15 protein-coding genes are annotated in these 15,193 nt (G+C 62.0%); 9 read left to right on the plus strand and 6 right to left on the minus strand.

The genetic code is table 11. The features are described 5' to 3' along the window. Positions 1–85 precede the first annotated feature (85 nt). Both HDE72_RS21375 and prpR read right to left on the minus strand, forming a co-directional pair. Complete coding sequence (locus HDE72_RS21375; RefSeq protein WP_183745274.1) at positions 86–991, minus strand: phytanoyl-CoA dioxygenase family protein; 906 nt, start codon at positions 989–991, stop codon at positions 86–88. Positions 992–996: 5 nt separating this feature from the next. Then, positions 997–2,610 (minus strand): propionate catabolism operon regulatory protein PrpR, encoded by a 1,614-nt coding sequence (gene prpR / locus HDE72_RS21380; RefSeq protein WP_183745277.1) that lies wholly within the window; start codon positions 2,608–2,610, stop codon positions 997–999. A gap of 133 nt (positions 2,611–2,743) precedes the next feature. On the opposite strand from prpR, the gene HDE72_RS21385 reads away from it, so the two are divergent. Continuing rightward, positions 2,744–6,007, plus strand: coding sequence for a bifunctional diguanylate cyclase/phosphodiesterase (locus HDE72_RS21385; RefSeq protein ID WP_183745394.1), 3,264 nt, complete (start codon positions 2,744–2,746; stop codon positions 6,005–6,007). Here the strand turns inward: HDE72_RS21385 and xth are convergent. Together xth and HDE72_RS21395 are read right to left on the minus strand one after the other, a co-directional pair. Continuing rightward, a complete protein-coding gene (xth, locus tag HDE72_RS21390) occupies positions 6,004–6,768 on the minus strand; it encodes an exodeoxyribonuclease III (protein WP_183745280.1) in 765 nt (254 codons plus the stop codon). The two genes, HDE72_RS21385 and xth, sit on opposite strands and share 4 nt — an antisense overlap. 55 nt (positions 6,769–6,823) lie before the next feature. Further along, on the minus strand, positions 6,824–7,009 hold the full coding sequence (locus tag HDE72_RS21395; RefSeq protein ID WP_183745283.1) for a hypothetical protein: 186 nt from the start codon (positions 7,007–7,009) through the stop codon (positions 6,824–6,826). A 352-nt stretch (positions 7,010–7,361) separates the two neighbouring features. Between HDE72_RS21395 and HDE72_RS21400 the strand changes: the two genes are divergently transcribed. From HDE72_RS21400 to HDE72_RS21415, 4 genes are read left to right on the plus strand one after another with little or no spacing between them, the layout of a single operon-like run. Beyond that, on the plus strand, positions 7,362–7,739 hold the full coding sequence (locus HDE72_RS21400; RefSeq protein WP_183745286.1) for a hypothetical protein: 378 nt from the start codon (positions 7,362–7,364) through the stop codon (positions 7,737–7,739). 10 nt (positions 7,740–7,749) lie between these two features. Next, entirely contained in the window at positions 7,750–7,938 is a 189-nt protein-coding gene (locus HDE72_RS21405) for a DUF1653 domain-containing protein (RefSeq protein ID WP_183745289.1), read from the plus strand. 20 nt (positions 7,939–7,958) lie between these two features. Beyond that, positions 7,959–8,432, plus strand: a complete 474-nt coding sequence (locus HDE72_RS21410; protein ID WP_183745292.1) for a CreA family protein — start codon at positions 7,959–7,961, stop codon at positions 8,430–8,432. A gap of 7 nt (positions 8,433–8,439) precedes the next feature. Continuing rightward, complete coding sequence (locus HDE72_RS21415; protein WP_183745295.1) at positions 8,440–8,967, plus strand: hypothetical protein; 528 nt, start codon at positions 8,440–8,442, stop codon at positions 8,965–8,967. 187 nt (positions 8,968–9,154) lie between these two features. Here the strand turns inward: HDE72_RS21415 and HDE72_RS21420 are convergent, their stop codons facing one another. Next, entirely contained in the window at positions 9,155–10,648 is a 1,494-nt protein-coding gene (locus tag HDE72_RS21420; protein WP_183745298.1) for a leucyl aminopeptidase, read from the minus strand. A gap of 67 nt (positions 10,649–10,715) precedes the next feature. Here HDE72_RS21420 and lptF point away from each other — a divergent pair, with 67 nt between their 5' ends. The 4 genes from lptF to HDE72_RS21440 are packed head-to-tail and all read left to right on the plus strand — an operon-like array spanning position 10,716 to position 14,420. Then, positions 10,716–11,864 (plus strand): LPS export ABC transporter permease LptF, encoded by a 1,149-nt coding sequence (gene lptF, locus HDE72_RS21425; RefSeq protein WP_183745302.1) that lies wholly within the window; start codon positions 10,716–10,718, stop codon positions 11,862–11,864. Then, positions 11,861–13,030: an LPS export ABC transporter permease LptG gene (lptG, locus tag HDE72_RS21430; RefSeq protein WP_183745305.1), complete on the plus strand. Its 1,170-nt coding sequence runs from the start codon at positions 11,861–11,863 to the stop codon at positions 13,028–13,030. Before lptF ends, lptG begins: the two co-directional genes overlap by 4 nt. Further along, the gene (locus HDE72_RS21435; RefSeq protein ID WP_183745308.1) at positions 13,030–13,443 is read left to right on the plus strand and encodes a sirohydrochlorin chelatase; all 414 of its coding nucleotides are present in this window, start codon (positions 13,030–13,032) and stop codon (positions 13,441–13,443) included. The genes lptG and HDE72_RS21435 overlap by 1 nt, the downstream gene beginning before the upstream one ends. Next, entirely contained in the window at positions 13,440–14,420 is a 981-nt protein-coding gene (locus HDE72_RS21440) for a Stealth CR1 domain-containing protein (protein WP_260176848.1), read from the plus strand. Before HDE72_RS21435 ends, HDE72_RS21440 begins: the two co-directional genes overlap by 4 nt. On the opposite strand, the gene cobA is transcribed toward HDE72_RS21440, so the two are convergent. Beyond that, entirely contained in the window at positions 14,409–15,167 is a 759-nt protein-coding gene (gene cobA, locus HDE72_RS21445; protein ID WP_183745314.1) for a uroporphyrinogen-III C-methyltransferase, read from the minus strand. The genes HDE72_RS21440 and cobA overlap by 12 nt on opposite strands. Between the last annotated feature and the right edge of the window lie 26 nt (positions 15,168–15,193).

Below are 15,193 nucleotides of genomic sequence, written 5' to 3' on the forward strand. Positions count from 1 at the left end.
CTTGACCACGATGCTATTGCTTCGCGTGCCTGCGCGCCAGCGTAGCGGGATGAGTGGCGGCCGGCGAGGATGAGCGGTAGCCGTATCAGATCCATATGTCCTGCTCTTCCCCATCTTCAGGAAGATAGGTCAGGTACTGCACCATGCGTGGAAAGGCGCCGTGGTTGGCGCTGGCGCAATGGGGCAGCGCCTGGTGCCAGATGATGAAGTCGCCGGCCTGGCCTTCGACGGGTTCAGGATGCAGATGCGCGATGGCCCGCTCGCGTGGCGCCTGAGCGGGCGGCACGCTGGCCAGCCAGTCGCCGCTGCGGTGCTGGAATCCCGGCACACAGTGGAAAGCGCCATGCCCGGCGGGGCAGTCGGACAGATACAGCATGCCTTGCAGCTTGAAGGGGATCGGCTGCTGCAGGCTGCAGTCCCAGTGCAGCGGGCTGCCCATGAAGCGGTAGTTGGCCGTTTCGGGTGGATTGAAACTGACCTTGTCTATCGTCGGGTAAATGGCCTGATTGCCATACAGCTGCTGATAGGCGCGGCGGATGCGTACATTGTGCCGGTTTGCTGCCAGTGCGCGGTGATCTGAAAACTGCAGCATCAGCCCCCGCTTTGCCGGGTGGGGCTGGTACCACGATGCGGGGTCGCCCGGGCTGGCGTCCAGAAAGTCCCAGATGGCCGCCTGGGCAGCCAGGCATTGCGTTTGCGGCACGGCGTTGCGCAGCACCAGATAGCCGTGTTCACCCCAGAATTGCAGCTCGGCGTCGGTCAGCACGTCTTCGTGCGGCAGCAGCGCTTCGGGCGGCAGGGGACGCGTGCGCGCCGCTATCCACCGCGTGAATCCATCTTCGGTGGGCCGTTCCTGAAACAGGAATTGCAAGGTCTCTTCCAGTGAAATGCCGCGCGCATACAGCGCCTGGATTTCCTGCCGGCTGTTGGCCGCTGTGCCCCCCTGTCTGCAGCGTTGCCACAAGCCGTGCAGGATGATCCCGTCGTCCATCGGCCTCAGCCAGCGCGCAGCCGGCGCCAGAAGGTGGTGCGGCTTACGCCCATGTATTGGGCGGCGGCGTCGTGGCGCCCACCGAAGCGTGCCAGTACTTCGGCCGCGCTTTCCTGCAGCACCGGCGGCACTGGGACGGTGGCGACCGGTGCTTGTGGCGTGATGCTGGCCAGTTCGGGCGCCACCGCCAGCATGAAGCCCGGCGTCAGCGCCTGCAGCGGTTCGGCGGCCAGGAATAGCGCCAGGCGCTCGGCCAGGTTGCGCAATTCGCGCACATTGCCGGGCCAGTTGTAGCGGCGCAGCAGCGGGGCGCAGGCGATAATTTCCGCGTGCAGGTTGGGATGCGGGCGGGCGCCCAGCGCGGCCAGTGCGTTTTTCAGCGACCATTCAAGCAGGCCGATGATATCGCCGCTCCGTTCGCGCAAGGCGGGCAGGTGCAGGCGCAGCACGGCCAGCCGGTAGAACAGGTCGGCGCGGAAGCGGCCTTCGCGGATGCGCTGCTCCAGGTCGCAATGGGTGGCGCTGATGATGCGCACATTGATGGCGATCGGGCGCGTGCCGCCCACGCGCACCACTTCGCGTTCTTCCAGCACGCGCAGCAAGCGCGTTTGCAGGGCCAGCGGCATTTCACCGATTTCATCGAGGAAGAGGGTGCCGTGGTTGGCTGCTTCGAACAGGCCGGCATGGCCACCGCGCCGCGCGCCCGTGAAGGCGCCGTCTTCGTGGCCGAACAGTTCCGATTCCAGCAAGGACTCGGCGATGGCGCCGCAATTGATCGCCAGGAAAGGCCGGTTTGCGCCCAGGCTGCGCGGGCTTTCGCGGTGGATCGCTTGCGCCACCAGTTCCTTGCCGCTACCCGTTTCGCCCTGGATCAGCACTGTCGCTGGCGAGCGTCCGAACAGCACCACCGACTGGCGCAGTGCTTCCATCACTTCGGACTCGCCGCGCAGGTCGTGCAAGCCATGTTTGGCGCGCAGGGTATCGGCCACGCTGGTGCGGCGCCCGCGGTTCGATTCGAGCTGGGTCAGGCGGGCCAGTTCCAGCGCATCGTCAAAAGCGCGCCGTATGGATGCGGCTGAGTACACGAAGACGGCGCCCAGGCCAGCCTCTTCGGCCAGGTCCGTCACCAGGCCGGCGCCGACGATGGCTTTTACGCCGGCCGCCTTTAGTTCATTGATCTGCGCGCGCGCATCTTCTTCGGTGGCGTAGGTGCGCTGGGCCAGTGCAAAACCGAAGGTGGCGGCAAATTCACTCAGTTCCGGCATCGGGTCCTGGTAGGTCACCACCCCGATGTGCGGCGTGATGCGCCGTGCGCGCGCCAGTGCCTGCATCACGTCGTAGCCGCTGGCCTTGGCGATGATGACGGGCACCGACAGCCGGCTTTTCAGGTAGGCTCCGTTCGAACCGGCAGCGATCACGGCGTCGCAGCGCTCGGTGGCCATGCGCTCCCGTATGTGGCGTACTGCGTCGTCGAAGCCCAGGTTGATCGGTTCGATTTCGGCCAGGTCATCATATTCCAGCGTGATGTCGCGGAACAGGTCGAACAGGCGTGAAACGGACACGGTCCAGATGACGGGCTTGTCGCGGTGGTCTGGCGGTGGAAGAGGGGAGCGGCGCATGGCTTTATTCTAAACGATTTGCTACTGGACATAGAGCACCTCTTCTAGCGATGGAAGTTGGAGAAATGCACAGAAACTGGGCTATGATCTGTCAGCATCGTGATACCCAGGTGCCTCAACTGACTTGCTGACCATGAACCGCGTGCCGACTTCTTTCCATACCATAGACTATGCCTTGCAGCTGATTGCCTTGCCCGCCTGCGCCTGCGATGCCGGTGGTGTGGTGCTGGCGGCGAATAGTGCATTACACAGCCTGTTGGGCATGGATGTCACGGGGCAGCTGCTGGCCGACTGCTTCAGCGACACTTACCGGGTCTCGAGCAGCAGCATGCTGCGCGGTGCATTGGGCCCGGCAGGGCGTGAGCGGCACTGGGAAAGCAATCTGCAAGGCGGCATCGCGGTGCAAATCTGGAGCAAGCCTTTGCTGCTCGCCGATGCCAGCATGGGCGCGACCCTGGTGTTGGCCGATATCAGCGTGCGCCAGATGGACCAGCAGGCGCTGCGCAAGACCTTGCTGGAGCAGCAGGCCATCCTGGAAAGCGCGGCCGTCGGCATCCTCTTTAGCAAGGCCGGCATCATCGAGGAATGCAATATCCGCGCGGCCGAAATGCTCGGCTATGCGCGCCACCAGCTGACGCGCCTGCCGGGCGTGGCCTTGTACCGCTCGGCTCAGCACTATCAGGAGCTGGGGCTGGCGGCCACGCCGCTGCTGGCCAAAGGCAAATCCTTTTGCACCGAGCTGGAATTGCGGCGCCAGGATGGCACCTTGTTCTGGAGCCGCTTGCATGGCCGCGCCGTCGATCCCCTGCATCCTGAGGATGGCACGGTGTGGATCATCGAAGACATCAGCGATCACCGCCGCGACGAGGACCAGCTGCGCCACGCCATGCTGGAGCAGCAGGCGATCCTGGACAATGCCTCGGTCGGCATACTGTTTTCGCGCTCGCGCCTGATCCTGCGCTGCAATCCCCGTTTTGCCGAGATGTTTGGCTACACGCAGCAAGAGCTCACGGGCCGCGCGGCGGCCGAGCTGTTTCCTTCACCGGACGCCTATGCGCAGTTCGGCCTGCAGGCAGCACCGCGACTGGGCCAGGGACTGCCGTATGAACAGGAGGAGGCGCAGTTCCGGCGCCGCGACGGCAGCCTGTTCTGGTGCCGCATCCGCGCCAATGCCGTCGACCAGGAGCAAAACCAGGAGGGCGCCATCTGGATACTTGAAGATGTCAGCGTCAGCCGCCAGACGCAGATGGAAGTGGCGGCCATCATGACCAACGCCTCGGTCAGCATCCTGTTTACCAAGCAGCGCCTGATCACGCGCTACAACACGGGCTTTGCCGAGATGTTCCGCTACCGTGGCGACGAGGCGCTGGGCTTGTCCGGCCGCGCACTGTATGTATCCCAGCATTCCTACGACATGCTGGGCGCAGCCGCGTTTCCCTTCCTGTCGGTGGGCAAACCGTTCCAGACCGAAGTGGACATGCAGCGCAGCGACGGCACGACCTTGTGGGCGCAACTGATCGCCTACGTGGTCAACCCGGACGACCCCGGCGCCGGCACCATCTGGATCATCGAAGACCGCACGGAAGCGAAGCGCGCCGAAGAATCGCTACGCAATGCGCTGCTGGAAAACCAGGCCATCCTCGACAGCGCCGTGCTGGGCATCGCGGTAGTCGAAGGCGGCTACAACCTGCGCTGCAACAGCAAGATGGAAGAGCTGTTCGGCTACGGACCGGGCGAGGTCAATCGCCTTTCCGTGCAGGCCCTGTATCCGGACCTGGCCTCGTGGAAGGCGGCGCGCGGCGAGACGGCGCGCGATTTCGAGGCGGGCCGCGTGCACATGGCCGAATACCAGCTGGTGCGTAAGGATGGCAGCCGTTTCTGGGCGCGTCTGTCGGGCCGGCCCTTTGACCTGGCGCAGGTGCATGGGCGTTCGGTATGGATGGTCGACGACGTGACGGCGCGCCGCGAGGCGGCCGACGCGGTGCGCCGCGCGCGCGATGAACTGGAGCTGCGCGTGTTCGAGCGCACGGCCGAACTGGCCGGCGCCAACACCCAGCTGCAGGATGAAATCATCGAGCGGCGCCAGGCCGAGGCGCGCGTGCACCACATGGCGTACCACGATAGCCTGACGGGTTTGCCGAACCGCGCCTTGCTGACGGACCGCCTGGAGCGTGCCATTTTGGCGTCGCAGCGCTCGGCGCGCAAGCTGGCCGTGATGTTCATCGACCTGGACCGCTTCAAGACCATCAACGATTCGCTGGGCCATATGACGGGCGACAGCCTGCTCAAGGAAGTGGCCAGCCGGCTGTGCCGCGCGGTGCGCGCCAGCGATACGGTGGCGCGCCTGGGCGGCGATGAATTCGTGGTGCTGGTGCCGGGCATACGGGGCGCCGACGAGGCAGCGCGCGTGGCCGAGAAAATCATCGAATCGTTGATGCCGGCGTTCCCCATCGATGGCCATGTGCTGCACATTACGCCGTCGATCGGCATCTGCGTGTATCCGGACGACGGTGGCGATGTCGACGCCTTGATGCGCCATGCCGACGCGGCCATGTATCACGCCAAGGGCAATGGCCGCAACAACTACCAGTTCTTCACGCACGCCATGAACCAGGCGGCGGCCCTGCATTTTGACCTGGAAAGCAGCTTGCGCACGGCGCTGGCGCAGGACCAGTTCGAGCTGGTTTACCAGCCCGTCATCGATATCGCCACGCGCAGCCTGCACGGCATGGAAGTGCTGCTGCGCTGGCGCCGCCCCGGTCACGGCCTGGTGCTGCCGGACCGCTTCATTCCCATCATGGAAGAAAACGGCCTGATCGTACCTGTCGGCGAATGGGTGATGCGGCGCGCCTGCGAGCAAAGCATGGCCTGGCAGGCGCAGGGCTTGCTGCCAGTGCCGCTGGCGGTGAATCTGTCGCCACGCCAGTTCATGCACAAGGGCCTGGTGGCGTCGATTGCCGCCATCTTGCGCGAGAGCGGCATCGATCCGGCCTTGCTGGAGTTTGAGATTACGGAGACGGCGCTGATGCAGCATGGCGAACACACGCTAGACATTTTGCGGCAGATTAATGCGATGGGCTTGCGCTTGTCGATCGACGATTTTGGCACCGGCTATTCCAGCCTGGCGTATCTGAAGCGCTTCCCCGTCAAGAAGGTCAAGATCGACCGCGCCTTCATCAAGGACCTGGGGCAGAGCGCGGAAGACCGCGCCATCGTCTCGGCCATCATCGCGCTGGCCGACAGCCTGCAATTGTCGGCCGTGGCCGAGGGCGTGGAAACGGAAGAACAGTTTGCCCTGCTGCAGGCCAGCGGTTGCCGCTATGCGCAGGGCTATCTGTTCTCGGCTCCGGTACCTGCGGTCAATGCGCAGGCACTGCTGGAGCGCAGTTCTTCTTAATCGATGGTGGCCACGACCGGTGCGTGGTCGGAAGGCTGTTCCCACTTGCGTGGCACCCGGTCGATGCTGCAGGCGCTGCAGCGCGCTACCAGGGCCGGCGACAGTAAAATATGGTCGATGCGCAGGCCCTTGTTCAGGCGGAAGCCCAGCTGGCGGTAATCCCACCAGCTGAACGATTTTTCCGCTTGCTCGAACAGGCGGAAGGCGTCGCTCAGGCCGATGTCGAGCAGGCGCTGCAGGGCGGCGCGTTCCTTGCTTGATACCAGCACCTGGCCAGCCCAGGCGACCGGATCGTGCACGTCGCGGTCGTCGGGTGCGATGTTGTAGTCGCCCACCACCGCCAGTTGCGGATGCAAACGTGCTTCTTCGGCCAGCCAGTCGTGCAGGGAGGCCAGCCAGCCCAGCTTGTATTCATATTTGTCGGAGTCGACGCTCTGGCCATTGGGCACATAGGCGCACACCACGCGCACGCCGGCGATGGTGGCGGCCAGGATGCGCTGCTGCGCATCTTCATAGAGCGGGTTGTTCTTGACGACGTCGGTGATCGGCAGCTTCGACAGGATGGCCACGCCGTTATAGGTTTTCTGGCCGCTGAAGACGACCTGGTAGCCGGCCGCTTCGATCTCGGCGACGGGGAATTTGTCATCCGTCAGTTTGGTCTCTTGCAGGCACAATATGTCGACCGGGTTGTCGGCCAGCCACTGCAGCACTTGTGGCAGGCGCACTTTCAGCGAGTTGACGTTCCAGGTGGCGAGTTTCATGGGGTGGTCCTTGTTTGATGGGCTGACGATAGGCGCGAATCTTACCGCATGCGTGTCATTGGCGTCCTGCCTGCCAGCCTGCCGTTTCTTGCTGTTCACTGTCAGGCACTGAAAATATGTGCAAGTTTATTTGCTCTAAGGTAAAATTAATATAGAAAAAGTATTTATTTTTAGCCAATCGTAACGCATGTATATTATGTTTTTGTGTATGATTGACCAAGCCTGAGGTTTGATTTGGCATAAGTGTTTCGATTGGTGCGCCACCTGTCGCTTTTTCATGCGATAAAGCTTAAAGTTTCTCGCTAAATCGCGATAAAAACTACTAAAATGGCGCAATGTAACAACTGTGTCACACAGATTTGTTGCAGCTTATAACTAAACAAGTAGGAATCAGTTGTAATTGCTATTCCGAATTACATGACCACTGCGCCGTGGGCGAATCGCAGAATTCGCCCTTAGGCGCCGCCAGACTTGTTATGCAAATTGCAGTACTACATCTTGGATACTATTTTGCAGCATCAATAAATGGTACTATTTGGAAATATTGCAGTTTTAATAGTGAGACTTGCGCGTAGCATTTGCAAAGGAAGAAAATGCGAACTGCATTTGAAGCGTGGGCGCAGCGTGACGGCCACATTGTGCGGCGAAGAGAAGACAAGCCGGAAGAGTACCTGATTTTTGAAACCCAGCGGCGCTGGGTGATCTGGCAGGCTGCTTTGACGCATGGCAAGACGGCTACCAAGCCGCGCGTCAGTGCGGCTGAAAAGGCGGCCAAAGCCCAGGCGCTGCGTGCACTGGAAATTTCGTCTGATGAAGCCGCCGTGCGCAACAAGGTACTCAATGAAGTGCTTGAGGCTTTCAGCGGCGCCGATGGCGCTGCCGGCATGGAAAGCATTTTGAAAGTGATCCAGGGCTTGAAAATCAAGCAAAAGGCGCTGGCCGACGACAAAAGCGAAGATTCCACAGCTTGAGGGGACGGCCATGCGTTACAGGCATTACAAGGGCGGCATATACGAACTGGTGTGCGAAGCCACGCTGGAATCGGACCTGACGCCCATGATCGTCTACCGCGCCACTGACGGCTCGATCTGGACCCGGCCGAAAGACGTGTTCTTTCAGCTGATCGAGGTCGACGGCGTCATGGTGCAGCGTTTTGCTCCCATCAACTGATGCTTCATTCGGCGGATCTCATGAAAACATCCTTGCTGGCCAATGGCTTGCTACTGGCCTTGGCCTGTGCCTCGGCGCAGGCTGAAACGATAGGTTCCGTCGATACGGTATTCAAGCTGATCGGCCCTGACCACAAGATCGTGGTGGAAGCGTACGACGATCCCAAGGTGGGCGGCGTGAGCTGCTATCTGTCGCGCGCCAAGACGGGCGGCATCAAGGGCGCCGTCGGCCTGGCTGAAGACAAGGCCGATGCGGCCGTCGCCTGCCGCCAGGTAGGGCCGCTGCAATTCAAGGGCAAGCTGCCGCAGCAGGAAGAGGTGTTCAGCGAACGCGCTTCCCTCTTTTTCAAGCATGTGCGGGTGGTGCGCATGGTCGACGCCAAGCGCAATGCGCTGGTCTACCTCGTGTATTCAGACCGCCTGGTCGATGGCAGCCCTAAAAATAGCGTGACTGCCGTCGCCGTGCCGGCCGACCAGCCGATTCCCGTACGCTAGATACTCCATGCGCCGTCGAACCGCCATTGCCGCTGTTGGACTGCTGTCCGCGCTGGGCGGCTGCGCCACGCTGACCGGCAACACCGACCAGATGGTGCTGGTGCAAACCATCCAGGATAACCGCGAGCTGTATGGCGCCGGTTGCATCCTGAGCAATGACGTGGGCAAGTGGTTTGTCACCACGCCCGGCCGCATCACCATCCGCAAGAGCCAGGCGCCGCTCAAGGTCGATTGCCGGAAGACTGGTTCGCCGGCCGTCGTGACCGATAACGCCATAGCCCCCAAGCTCAATGGCAGCGTGTGGGGCAATGTGATCCTGACCCTGGGCGTCGGTTATTTTGTCGACCGCAACACGGGCGCCGGCTTCGATTACCCGTCCACCCTGACCATCATCATGCAAGACCCGGCGCGCCTGGTTCCGCCGCCTGCACCCGTCGCCGCCAGGCCAGCCGCTGCGCCAGCCGAAGCGACACCGCAGCCGGTGGTACAGCCCAGGGTAATGCCGTCACCGGTGCCAGACCCTGTGGTATATTAAAATCTCTCGCACATAAAAAAGCCGCCTTGATGATTCATCATGGCGGCTTTTTTGCAAGGTCACAACGCCTGATAAAACCGTAGCGAGCGGAAGGTAGAGGTGGCTGAGAAGCGCAACCGTACTTTAGTACGGTGAGCATCGCAGGCCGCCTATACCGACGCGCAGTAGGTTTTATCAGGTGTCAGGCTTATACGCGGTTGATCAGGAAGGTGGTCAGCAGGGGAACGGGACGTCCGGTCGCGCCTTTGGCGGCGCCCGATTTCCATGCCGTGCCGGCGATATCCAGATGGGCCCAGGTGTACTTCTTGGTGAAGTTTTCCAGGAAGGCCGCTGCCGTCACCGAACCGCCGCCTGGCGTGCCGATGTTGGCCAGGTCGGCGAAGTTCGATTTCAGCTGCTCGTTATAAGCCTCTTCGATCGGCATGCGCCATGCGGTGTCGCTCGCCTGCTTGCCCGCTGCCAGCAGTTCATTGGCCAGCGCGTCATGCGCTGCATCGCTGCGTGTAAACAGGCCGCTGTTGTGGTGGCCCAGCGCGATCACGCAGGCGCCCGTCAGGGTGGCGATATCGACCACGGCTGCCGGCTTGAAGCGTTCGGCGTAGGTCAGTGCATCGCACAGTACCAGACGGCCTTCGGCATCCGTGTTCAGGATTTCGATGGTCAAACCATTCATCGAGGTGACGACGTCGCCCGGTTTGGTGGCGCGGCCCGATGGCATGTTTTCGCAGGCGGCGATGACGCCGATCACGTTCAGCTTCAGGTTCATTTCGCCGATGGCGCGGAAGGTGCCCAGTACCGACGCGGCGCCGCACATATCGTATTTCATCTCATCCATGCCAGGACCGGCCTTGAGCGAGATGCCGCCCGTGTCGAAAGTGATACCTTTGCCAACCAGTACCACAGGCGCATCCTTGGCCTTGCCGCCCATGTGTTTCAGGACGATGAACTTCGGCGGCTGTTCGCTGCCGTTGGTGACCGACAGGAAGCTGCCCATTTTCAGCGCTTCGAGTTGTTTGCGGTCCAGTACTTCGACTTCAAACTTGTAATCCTTGGCCAGCTGCTTGGCCGTGTTGGCCAGGTAGGTCGGGTTGGCGATGTTCGCCGGCAGGTCGCCCAGGTTGCGGGTCAGGTCCGAGCCGTTGGCGATGGCAGTCGCTTGCGCCAGCGCGCCGCGCGTGGCCGCTGTGGCAGGGGCCGACAGGACGATCTTGCGCACGCCTGCTGGTGCCGGGTCTTTCTTGCTCTTTTGCGTATCGTTGCGATACTCGCTATCGTGTGCGGCTTGCACCACGCAACGGATAGCCCAATTCACGTCGCGCTCTTTCACTTCCTGCAGCGGTAATGCGATAATGGCGTCCGCAGCGCCCAGCGAGCCGAATGCCTTCAAGGTAGCTTGCACGCCGGTGGCGAAGCTTTTTTCGCTGACGGATTCATCGCTGCCCATGCCGACCAGCAGGACGCGGTCGGCGGTGACACCTTCCACGCCGCGCAGCAGCAATGTGCTGCCAGGTTTGCCGCTAATGTCGCCGGACTTCAGCGCAGCCGTAATGGCACCCTTGCTGTCCAGCGATTTTGCCGCTGGCGACAGTTTTTTGTTTTCGAATACCGCAACCGCGATGCATCCGCTTTTGGCAGCGCCCAGAGTGCTCTTGGTATCGAATGCTTTTATGCTAAAGTCCATTTTGTTCTCCGTTTTCATTTACTAGTAACGTGTTACTCAACTAACTGACCCGAATTATAAACTCCGAATGATCTTTCAACGCGCCCTTCGACGTGAATTGGCTAGTGCCGCCGGGGCCACCTTCACTGTTTTATTCAGCATCCTGCTCACCTGGATGCTGATCGGCATACTCGGCAAGGCCGCAGGCGGCAAGATCGCCTCGTCCGACGTCCTGTCCCTGATCGTCTTTTCCGCGCTGATGCAGCTGCCCACGATCCTCATCCTCACCGGCTTCATCTCGGTGCTGATGGTGGTCACGCGCAGTTACCGCGAATCTGAAATGGTGGTGTGGTTCGCCTCGGGCCTGAGCCTGCGGCGCTGGATCTGGCCGGTGCTCAGCTTCGGCCTGCCGCTGGTGATACTGACGGCCGTCCTGAGCCTGTATGCTACGCCATGGGCGCAGAAAAAAAGCGATGAATACGTGACGCGCTTTGAAAAACGCGAAGATTTGCAAAAAGTCACGCCGGGCCAGTTCCGCGAATCGGCCGGCAGCAACCGTATCTTTTTCGTTGAAGGCAGCAGCGGCGAGAAAAGCCTGGTGCACAATGTCTTCGTCAATACCGTCGATGACAAGGGCGCCGCCGTGGTGGTCGTCGCCAGGGAAGGCGTGATCAATACCGATGCCAAGGGCGAGCGCTTCCTGGTGCTCAAGAATGGCCGCCGCTACCAGGGTACGCCGACCCAGCCCGATTTCCAGACCATGGAATTCGAGCAGTACATCATGCGCATCGAAAGCAAGCAGCAAGACCTGGGCGCCGACCTGGGCGTGCGTGCCATGAGCACCATGGCGCTGGTGCGCGATCCGAATCCATTCACCATGGCCGAATTGCTATGGCGGGTCAGCGCGCCGCTGATCGCCCTGATGCTGATCCTGCTGGCCATTCCGCTGGGCTTCGTTAATCCGCGCGCCGGCAGTTCGGCCAACCTGATTGTGGCCCTGCTGATCTTTTTCACCTACAGCAATCTGATCAAGGTGGCCGAGGCCAGCGTGAAACAGGGGCGGGTGGGCTTTGGCGTGGCCTGGTGGCCTTTGCACCTGTTGGCGGCACTGGCCGTGGTGGCCCTGTTCGCCTGGCGCCTGAATGTGAATCACCGCTACCATCCGCTGGTCCTGCTGGCGTCCTTCAAGCGCGCTCGCCGTAGCGGCAATATCTGTAAAAAAGCGGATCCGAAATGAAGATTTTACAACGCTATTTCGCCGTTTCGATATTCCAGGCGGTGTTTTTCGTCCTGCTGGCCTTTCTGGCGCTGCAGGCGTTTATCGACCTGACGGGCGAGCTGCCCAAGGTGGGCAAGAACGGCTATACCATCCAGTACGCCTTTCTGTATGTGCTGGTGCTGGTGCCCGGCCATGTGTATGAGGTGATGCCAATTGCAGCGCTGATCGGCACCATTTACACGATGGCGCAGTTTGCCGCCAGTTCCGAATTCACCATCATGCGCGCGTCCAGCATGTCGACGGCCATGGCGGCCGGCTTCCTGTTCCGCATCGGCGTCGTCTTCGTCGTCGTGACCTTCATCTTTGGCGAATTGATCACGCCGCGCACGGAGCCGCTGGCCGAGCGGCTCAAGCTCGCCTCCAGCGGGGCGGCCGTGTCGAGCGAATTCCGTTCCGGCCTGTGGACCAAGGACATGGTCAAGAGCGACGGCCTGACGGGCACCGTCACCGGTTCGCGCTTCTTCAACGTGGGCGAAGCACGTCCGGACGGCCAGCTGAAAAACGTCAAGCTGTACGAGTTCGATGCCAGCATGCGCCTGCGCAGCCTGATCATCGCCGCCAGCGCCACTTACCAGGGGCAGAATGTCTGGCGGCTGATGGATGTGACGGAAACCTCATTCTCGAATAGCGCCAGCGTCAAACCCGGTTATGAACCCACGCTGAAGAATTACTATGGACAGGAAACCAGCCTGGTCAAAACCGTGAAAAGCGCTACCAAGGACATGGTGTCGGAAGTGACGCCGAAGATCCTGACCGTGTCGTCATCCGATCCTGACCGCATGTCGGCCAGCGAGCTGGCGGTCTACACGCGCCACCTGGCCGAGAACAAACAGGAAACCGAACGTTTCCGCATCGCCTTCTGGAAAAAACTGATCGACCCGCTGGCCATTTTCGTGCTGATGGCGCTGGCGCTGCCGTTCGCCTATATGCATACCCGCAGCGGCGGCATCAGCCTGAAGATTTTCATCGGTATCATGATCGGCGTGAGCTTCATGCTGGTCAATACCCTGTTCTCGCATCTGGGCTTGCTCAGTACCTGGCCAGCCTTTTTGACGGCTGCGGCGCCTAGCGTCCTGTACTTGCTGCTGGCGCTTGGCGCCCTGTGGTGGGTGGAGCGGCATTGATGACCGGCGTGCATACCGAACAGCAGGCCTTGATCCTGTTCGCGCATGGCGCGCGCGCCGCATCCTGGGCCGCGCCCTTCGAGCGCCTGCGCGACTTGACGCAATCGCGCTTGCCCGAGACCAGCGTGTACCTGGCCTTCCTTGAGCTGATGACGCCGCGCCTGCCCGAACTGGTGCAGTCGCTGCTGGCGGCCTTGCCCGGCGAGGCCACGCTGGATGTCACCGTGGTGCCGGTCTTCCTGGGGCAGGGCGGCCATGTGCTGCGCGACTTGCCGCTGCTGGCCGAACAACTGCGCCACGATCATCCACGCCTGCGCCTGAAGGTGGTCGAGGCCGTGGGTGAAAATGCCAGGGTGCTGGCCGCCATCGCCGACTATTGCGTGGCCGCTCCCGCTTCACCAGACGACGCTTGAGCGCGATCGATATCGTTTATCTGTGGGTCGATGGCGCGGACCCGGCCTGGCGCGCGCGCCGGCAGCAAGCCTATGCAGCATGGACGCAAGCCCACGACGGCAAGCTGGCCCTGCACGGCAATGTGGCGGGTCGCTACCGCGATAACGGCGAGTTGCGCTACAACCTGCGGGCGCTGGAAAAATTCTTCCCCGGTCACGGCCATATCTATCTGCTGACGGACCGGCAGGTGCCTGCCTGGCTGCGTGCATCGGCGCGCTTGAGCGTGATCGACCACGCCAGCCTGATGCCGGCTGGCGCGCTGCCCGTCTTCGATTCCGGCCATATCGAATCGTATCTGCACCAGCTACCCGGCCTGTCCGAGCAGTTCCTGTATTTCAATGACGACGTATTCCTGGGCGCGCCGTTTGAGCCCGCGCTATGGTTCGGCGCGGCAGGTGATGGCTTGAGCGTGTTTACCGAAAGTGCGCCGGCGCCGGCGTTCGATGATTTGCGTCCGGACGTGGCGGCGCCTGTCAATTGCGCCACTTTGTCGCGGCACTGGCTGTCGGCGAAGTATGCTGATTATGTGCACGCGCCGTGTCTGTATGCGCACGCGCCGCGGCCCATGCTGAAAAGCCAGCTGCACGCACTGGAAGCGCTGGCGCCCGAGATGTTCGCCGGCGTGCGCCAGACCGTGTTCCGCGCCTGGCAGACACCTGCCTTGCTGCCGGACCTGGTGCCGCGCTGGATGGTCTACATGGGCTATGCGCGCCAGCAGACACTCGATCCGTTGCATATCGCCAGCGGCGCGGACGATGCGCCTTTGGCTTTGGCTCAATTGGTGGAACGCTTTGGTGAACTGCCTTTTTTCTGCATCAACGATACCTGCGACGAGGCCGAGGACGACGATCCGAGATTACTGCGCGTGGCCGCTACCTTGCAGTCGTTGCTGCCGCAGCCGTCCTCATTTGAAAAAGCGCCAGCTTCAGGCGCGTAAGGCCAGCTTGGGCAAGTCCACGTTCTGCGTGGCACGCGTGGCCATGGCTTCGCCCAGCATCACCAGCACCGGGCCTTGCGTGGTGCCCAGGCCTTGCGCCAGGCCGCTCAGCGCCATGCGCAGTATGCGCTGCTCGGGGCGGCTGCAGTTTTCGATCACGACTACGGGCGTGCCGGCAGGCCGGCCTTGCGCCAGCAAGCGCTGCGCGGTGGCGATGGCTTCGCGCCCGCCCATGTATTGCACCAGGGTGTCGCAGTCGGGGATGGCCGCCTGCTCCGGCTGGTCCGGCGCCGTGCTCGACGTAAAAAACGCCACGCTGCGCGAGACGCCACGCTTGGTCAGCGGCTGCTGCGTGGCAGCGGCGGCAGCCAGCGCGGTGGTAATGCCGGGCACCACTTCGACTTCGATGCCGGCTTCTTCCAGCGCGCGCAATTCTTCATCGGCGCGGCCAAACAGCATCGGGTCGCCCCCTTTCAAGCGCACCACGATGGCGTGCTTGCGCGCGTTATCGACCAGTTGCTTGTTGATGAAAGCCTGGGCCGTCGACAACTGGCCGCAGCGCTTGCCGACCAGGATTTTCTGCGCCTGCGGACACAGCTCCAGCATCTCTTCGGTGACCAGTGCGTCGTGCAGCACCACGCCGGCTTGCGCCAGCAGGCGCGCGCCGCGCAGTGTCATCAGGTCTTGCGCGCCGGGGCCGGCGCCCACCAGATAGACTTTGCCGGGTAGAGATGTGAAATTGTTCATGGTGCCTGCCTTCCTTGCCTGCCTTG

This window comes from Janthinobacterium saanense (assembly GCF_014200675.1).
GTDB lineage: Bacteria > Pseudomonadota > Gammaproteobacteria > Burkholderiales > Burkholderiaceae_D > Janthinobacterium.